The sequence below is a fragment of the Corynebacterium sp. LK28 genome, from assembly GCF_014335105.1.
Lineage (GTDB): Bacteria > Actinomycetota > Actinomycetes > Mycobacteriales > Mycobacteriaceae > Corynebacterium > Corynebacterium macclintockiae.
In genome coordinates, this window is record NZ_PDGZ01000012.1 from 345,253 (window position 1) to 351,636 (window position 6,384).

Annotated in this window: 6 protein-coding genes and 1 tRNA gene; 5 read left to right on the forward strand and 2 right to left on the reverse strand. The window is 56.4% G+C overall.

The genetic code is table 11. From position 1 onward, the window contains the following. Positions 1-4: 4 nt before the first annotated feature. Both CRD15_RS07695 and CRD15_RS07700 read left to right on the forward strand, forming a co-directional pair. Positions 5-610, forward strand: coding sequence for an HD domain-containing protein (locus CRD15_RS07695; protein WP_080716075.1), 606 nt, complete (start codon positions 5-7; stop codon positions 608-610). A 124-nt stretch (positions 611-734) separates the two neighbouring features. Continuing rightward, positions 735-807, forward strand: a tRNA-Glu gene (locus tag CRD15_RS07700). An 18-nt stretch (positions 808-825) separates the two neighbouring features. On the opposite strand, the gene CRD15_RS07705 is transcribed toward CRD15_RS07700, so the two are convergent. After that, positions 826-1,383 carry a hypothetical protein gene (locus CRD15_RS07705; RefSeq protein WP_187402262.1) on the reverse strand — a complete coding sequence of 186 codons (558 nt, stop codon included), beginning with the start codon at positions 1,381-1,383 and terminating at the stop codon, positions 826-828. A 99-nt stretch (positions 1,384-1,482) separates the two neighbouring features. Next, positions 1,483-4,842 carry a type ISP restriction/modification enzyme gene (locus CRD15_RS07710; protein ID WP_187402263.1) on the reverse strand — a complete coding sequence of 1,120 codons (3,360 nt, stop codon included), beginning with the start codon at positions 4,840-4,842 and terminating at the stop codon, positions 1,483-1,485. A 171-nt stretch (positions 4,843-5,013) separates the two neighbouring features. Between CRD15_RS07710 and CRD15_RS07715 the strand changes: the two genes are divergently transcribed. The 3 genes from CRD15_RS07715 to CRD15_RS07725 all read left to right on the forward strand — a co-directional run bounded on the left by CRD15_RS07715 (position 5,014) and on the right by CRD15_RS07725 (position 6,245). Continuing rightward, entirely contained in the window at positions 5,014-5,223 is a 210-nt protein-coding gene (locus tag CRD15_RS07715; RefSeq protein WP_187402264.1) for a hypothetical protein, read from the forward strand. A gap of 129 nt (positions 5,224-5,352) precedes the next feature. Then, positions 5,353-5,493, forward strand: coding sequence for a hypothetical protein (locus CRD15_RS07720; protein WP_187402265.1), 141 nt, complete (start codon positions 5,353-5,355; stop codon positions 5,491-5,493). Continuing rightward, positions 5,481-6,245, forward strand: coding sequence for a hypothetical protein (locus tag CRD15_RS07725; RefSeq protein WP_187402266.1), 765 nt, complete (start codon positions 5,481-5,483; stop codon positions 6,243-6,245). Before CRD15_RS07720 ends, CRD15_RS07725 begins: the two co-directional genes overlap by 13 nt. Positions 6,246-6,384 lie beyond the last annotated feature (139 nt).

Below are 6,384 nucleotides of genomic sequence, written 5' to 3' on the forward strand. Positions count from 1 at the left end.
GACGATGACCGATGTCACTACTCGTGCAAAGGTGGGCGCGGGGTTGCTGGAAGTGGCGACCTCGCCGCGCCTGTTGAAGGCCATCAACGTGGCGGCGTACGCACACCGCAACCACACTCGCAAAGGAACGAACATTCCTTATGTCTCGCACATTTTCAGCGTGATGCACCTGGCCAGCACGGTTACGGATGACGAAGACGTGCTGATCGCCGCGCTGTTCCACGACATTTTGGAGGACGTGCCGGAGGAGTACTCCGAGGCGCAGATGCGGGAGGACTTCGGCGATCGCGTGGTGGAGCTAGTGCTGGGCGTGACGAAGGATGACAGCATCAGTGACTGGCAGGAACGCTCCGATGCTTATCTGGCGCACCTTTCCGGCGCCGATGAGGGCTCCGTGATCGTTTCCGTGGCGGACAAGCTGCACAACCTGCTTTCGATCCTGGCCGATCACGCCGAGATCGGGGATGAGCTGTGGGGACGCTTCAACTCCGGCAAGGATAGGCAGCAGTGGTGGTACGGCGCGGTCAGCGAGGTCGCTGCCAAACGCATTCCCGGTAACCCTCTGGTCGCGGTGCTGGAGGAGAAGGTCGCGGAACTGCGTGCGCTGTAGGTGCTGCTCTGGCGTGGCTGCAAAAACACCGCGCCACCAGCGGATTAGGTAGGTTAAGGAACTACTGTGTAGAGTTCTTTCTTGCTGCTTGCAAAAGCACGCGCGCCGATCATGTGGCGCACGCGCCCCGTTCGTCTAGCGGCCTAGGACGCCGGCCTCTCACGCCGGTAACACGGGTTCAAATCCCGTACGGGGTACAAAATACCTGTCGAGGGCTACATCGTTGAGATGTTGGACGCGACGTTGCTTCGGTCAGCTTTGGCGCTGGCAGGGGCTAGTACATACTGATCGGGGAGGAACTGGTCTTTACCGTGGACCAACGGTGCGGCGTAGCGGCGGCGCACGGGTACGTCACGCCCTGCCACATCGAGCAGGATCACATCTGTCTCATCGATGTAGACCTGTTCCCACGTGAGGTAAGAGGCTTCTTTGGCTTTTAGACCCGCCCCGAGGCACAGCGAGACCATCAGCTGTTTGTTGAGTACGTTGGTCGCAGCGTTGCCCACGTAGTTCATCCAGACCTCGATCTTCTTAAGCTCTGCCGGTGTGTAGGGCTGTGGGGTGGAGTCAGGTTCGGCGGGGTCGAGTGCGTGCGGTTCGGCGCAGCTGGGGTTGACGATGTCGGCAATGGTTCGCAGTCTATAGTGGCGGCGTTGCGCGGTTCCCGGTGCGTAGGTTGGGATGAGGGACTCGGCGTAGGCGTTGATGATGTCCCAGTCGAGTACGTACTCCGTCTCCAACTCGTAGCCCTGCCTCTCCACAGCCCATGTCATGAGATCGGTGAAGGACGAGGGTGTCCTGCGAGTCAGGGGACAGGTCTGGATGGGAGAGCAGCTGGGCTACGAAGTCGTGGATAGGGGTCGGGGACATTATTAGTCAATCTCAAGCGAGCCTTGAGCCGAATCCGAAAGCTTGGGCCCACGAACTTCATCTTCCAAAGGAGCGCCGATCAGCTTAGGAGAAATAAGCTCACTTTCGATGACTTTGTCCAGCAACAACGACGCTTCCCGCGCCGATGAAATGAAGAACTCAACCTGCCACAACAGTTCGAGTAGTTCAGCATCGTGGGTCCACGTATCGGCCTGAATTTGGTCGAGCGGCGAACTGGATTTTCCTGAAGGGCTCTTCATTCGATAGCCCAGCCAAGACCTCACAACTTGCATTCCCGAAACCTCGAATGCCATCACGTCTTGTGAGACATTGGTGAACATTCCATCAGCCACCTGAAGCATTTCAGTTTCGGCGTCGTATGACCATGAATCTGGGTACTCAGTCGTTGATGATTTGCATCTTGCGGCCCCTACCCACCGTTGATCCGTGACAACGCCAAAGTCGTTTCGCTTTCCAAGTCGTTCTCCCCAGGTCGCTTCAAAAATTAGTAAGCGGCCAAACTCTACGCATTCATCGAATAGCTCTGGGTTAGCAGTGAATATCACACCGGCGGGTGACTCGGCTAGGTCTTCTGAAAACCTTTCAGTGAACGCAGAGGTGCCAAGCTGAGCCATTACATAACATGCAATTTCTTCTGGTTGTATCTTGCGACCGAACGTATTTTCCAAGGTCTCGATCAGTTGTGACGATATGTTGGGGGAGGACTTTGTGGCAGTTCTGTAAAGCGGAGATACGCTTCGTGCCCCGAACGACCCTCTGAAGGCATCAAGGTCAGGGACATACGGCATTACGGTAAGCGCAGGGCCCGTGCCCAATGCCGTGGACGTAAGTGTCAAGAAATAGAGCTGATTGAAACTATAGGAGTGCCAAAGCGAAGGGCGCGGTCGGTCACAGAATCTAGAGTCAGGGATGCAATACTGACGATCAAAGCTTCGATAACCGTAGCGGACTGGTTCTGTCAATTCACGATTATTGATAAACGCTTCAATCGTTGTGTGAGATGACAGATTTTCGCCGCTGCGATCAATAGACTTTTGCTCGGTTTCTTTAACCAGTTCCCTCATCATTTCTACAGTTGGGGCATTGACCAATTCTTCCCAACGCTTTGACAGTGCCTGGTCAGTAGTTGCGATAGGCCATTTCCTCTTAAACTGGACACCAGAATGAACCCACGGGAAGACAGATTCTAACGGCACGCCGTCACTCAGCGCGGCACTACTGGATGGCACGAATTTATCCGTCCAGTCGGTTTCATCAAGTTTGACCCACTGTTCCTGTAGATCGGGAGCTTCCACCAAATTCATTGCATCAAGTTTCTCAGCTCGTGTTCCATTAACGCGCTGGTAATAAACTTGTGCTTTTTGGTTCATTCGATTGTCATGTCGCTTCTTGACAAACTCTCCAGTCTGCTTGTTGAACGTGTTTTGATGCTGCACGCCCACGAAAATCGCGACGGGAGTTTCGATGGAGAATACGTTTTCCTCCTTCCGTGCTCCACGATTATCCCCGCCGAGGTCAATGATCCAAATCTCATCGAAGACCCTGCGCATGTACTCACGCACACCAGCAAATCCTGGGCCTCGAAGATACGAGGACGACGTAATGAAAGACACCACGCCAGGCTCCTGCGGATTTTGCTGGCACGCTTTCCACAGTGCCCAGCGAATGAAGTACACGTACAAGTTGTAGAGGTTCTTCGCCTGTCCGCCCGCACCAAGCGCCTTCAACGGAGCTATGAAGTCATTGATGAGCGGCTCATTACCATCGAAGTCTTGGAGAACCACATTGGGAATCTCCGCTGTACCGAGAGAGTCTTTCCGCTTTCCACGCTTGTAGGGCGGGTTGCCGATAATAACGCGAACGGGAGTCTGCTTGTCCTTGATAATGCCAGCCCGCTTGGACTCTTCGCTGAGGTCAGCTTCGACATGCCACAGGGCGTACTGTGACGAGTCTTGCGACAAGTCTCCAGCGGCGAGCAGAGTGTTGGTGAACAGAACCTGCACGCCGTCCTTATCGAGCTCAAGGCCAGTAGCTTCGAGCGCCTGGGTCATGCGCAGGTGTGCCACGGAGTATGGCCCCATCAGCAGCTCAAAGGCACTTAGCCGCTTCGACAGTGAGCGGGCTGCGTCCTGTGGTGCTGCGGAATCTTTCAGCACATGCTCGGTGATAGCCAAGGGGTAAGTCGCGGTGCCGGCGGCGGGGTCGAGGATATTGACCGAATCGTCACCGAGTCCCTTGGGGCGACCGATTCGGGTCTTGATTGCGTGATCGACAAGGCGGACCTGGGCGCGGACAATCTCGACAGGCGTGTAGTAGACACCTGACTCCTTGCGCATCTTCGGGTCGTACGCGGCTAGGAAGTCCTCGTAGAAGTAGAGCCACGGATCTGTGTCCTTGGTGAACCTCGCTGAGTCAACGGCACCGAGGGTGGCTTCTAGGAGGCTAATCGGGTCTTCGACAAGTTCGCGGAACTGTTCTTGGCCCATCAGTTCCAAGACGGCACCTAGTAGCTTGTGCCCGTTGCGCCGCAGCCCTCGAGTAAGTGTGTTCACGCTGAACTCGTCAGCGGGGATGTCGGTCTCCACACGAGCGAGCAACAAAGCATAGGTGAACGTCTGCGCGAACGAGTCAGCGAACTGTGCCTTGGTCGCACCAGGCATGAAGTCGATCTTCCAGCGGGCATAAAGGCCATCAAGGGCATCATCTTCGTTGTCCCCAATGACTTCTTTGACGCTGTCGCGCAGGAATGCCGTCAGCGGAGCAAGGAGATCTGCCAGGGCGCGGGGAGATGAGGGAGTGGTTGGTTTCCACGTCAGGAACGCTGTGAGAAGCTCAGCTAGGATTTCCAGCTGGTTGTCGGGCACGTTGCCTTGCGAGTCGGCGTCGAGAACTACGTGATAGAGCGGAGCCTTGAGACCCTGACGGACCAGTGACCACTCCCAGCCGTTTGTGTAGATGAGGTTGGAGTGGTTCTTGAGTTTCTTCCACTGGGCTTTGTCGTGCTTGGACCAGCCTTGCGCCTTGTAGGGGTTTGCGCCCTTGAGCGAGGATTTGAGCTCAACATGTCCGATGAGTGGACCTGTGGTCCGCTTGATAGCCATATCGAGTCGAACACCCTGAATATCATCAGCTGCGGTCTGCCGGTGCTCCGTGACAACACGGATCTTGCGCACCATAAGCTCAGCCGCGCCCATGAGGAAGTTGTGGATCGGTGTCTTGAGCTGATCCTCGGGACTGGCTCGACGGTCCTTTCCGAGTTCGTCATCGATTACTGCAAGTTCACGAACGAGCGTAGAGACAAGCAAGACGAAGTCAGCCGAGCTGGGAGATAGGGCAACCACAGTGGTCCTTTTGGTCGGGGATAGCTGGGTTTAGTTTATCGATTCGCGACTGGGGCGGATTAAGTTTACGGCAGCGAGTTTGGTCTTTTCGGTTGCCCTGGTGCTTCTACGCACCTACGATCAGCCGCAGCTGCCGTTGCCGAATAAGGGAGATCGTATGCTCTCAAAGGCATGTACCCCGACTGGCCCAACACCGATCCTGCAACTGCGCGCAACGAGGTTCACCGTCGCCTGCTCCTGTTGGCGAAGAACGTACAGATGGAGGCTGGTAAACACGGCTCTGTTCGTTATGTGGCGGAGCGTTCGCAGGTCTCGCACACGATGATTACCCGCTTCGTTCGCGGCGAGTCGATACCATCATGGCGATTGAGCAATTCGTAGAGACGAACGTGTGGCCGGTACGTGAGACCACAGCTAAGCCCGTCGAGTTGCCGGAGGGATCCTGGACCCGGTAGGCCGGTAGGTCATCCCTACGACCTCGAATCTGTCGAGAGAAAAAGTCCGGCGAACATGGCCCTCGAAACCTACCAACCGTCCACCATCCCTCATGTGCGCTGGGAAACGATTCGCGGCTTCATGGTGAGCCTGGGTCGTCTGTACCACGACCTGCACCCTGAGATCGCGTACAACCGCTACACATGTCCGTCCTAGCGCGGCTGATCGATGTAGTGTGCAACAAGGACGGCCATGAGCAAGGCGTCGAGGTCGTGCTTGACGCTGAGATGATCGAGATGATGATCCGCGACGAGCTAGATGATCTCTCCGCCCATACGCGGGGCGTGTACAAGACCACGCTGCGAAAGTTCGGGGAAGCACTCAACCCGAGCTGGATGGGACAGACGATCTACAAGAAACACGCCCGTTCGACCCCACAGTCGCCATATACCCCAGCTGAGAAAACCGACGTGCTCGACTGGTGCGTGGACACGGACGAGTTCATCAGCTGCGAGCGGCGCAAGATTGTGGGGCTTGGTCTAAGCGCAGAGCTGACGAGCCGGCAGATGAGTGAGCTTAAGTGGTCGAGCGTCGAGGTTGACGAGCGGGGAGTGTTAATCCACCTGCCCGACCGCACGATCCCCGTCACGGCTCACTGGGTCTACTTTCTCGACCTGGACAAGGCTGGGGCAAATGAGTACGTCCTGCGCCCCAATGTGACGAGCCGAGAGCCTGATGATGTGACGGGCAGGACCGCACGCAACAAGGTCGAGCCAGGAACGCGGCCTGATATTCGCCGACTCAAAGCTACATGGATCGTGGACCTGATGAACCGCGTTGTGCCCGACGCGTTTATCTGTCACGCGGCGGGGATCAAGATGTTGAAGCGCTACGAGCAGTACCGCCCAGACCTCGGGGATAAGGATTTGGCGACGGTGCGGGGGCATTTTCACGGAAAACGGAGGTGACGAGGGACTACGAGTGGTTTAGAGGGGCGCCCGTGTCCGCGCTGCTTACTAATATGCCAGGCATGACTCCTAAATATTCCCAAAAGAACCCCTTTCCCCGCCGTGACATCGAGACTTGTTGGATCTGCCGAGAGCGTCT

Bases quoted from the DNA above. Each gene is read 5' to 3' on its own strand.
- CRD15_RS07695 (WP_080716075.1), top strand. From the start codon at position 5: ATGACCGATGTCACTACTCGTGCAAAGGTGGGCGCGGGGTTGCTGGAA.
- CRD15_RS07705 (WP_187402262.1), bottom strand. From the start codon at position 1,383: ATGACATGGGCTGTGGAGAGGCAGGGCTACGAGTTGGAGACGGAGTAC.
- CRD15_RS07715 (WP_187402264.1), top strand. From the start codon at position 5,014: ATGTACCCCGACTGGCCCAACACCGATCCTGCAACTGCGCGCAACGAG.
- CRD15_RS07720 (WP_187402265.1), top strand. From the start codon at position 5,353: ATGGCCCTCGAAACCTACCAACCGTCCACCATCCCTCATGTGCGCTGG.
- CRD15_RS07725 (WP_187402266.1), top strand. From the start codon at position 5,481: ATGTCCGTCCTAGCGCGGCTGATCGATGTAGTGTGCAACAAGGACGGC.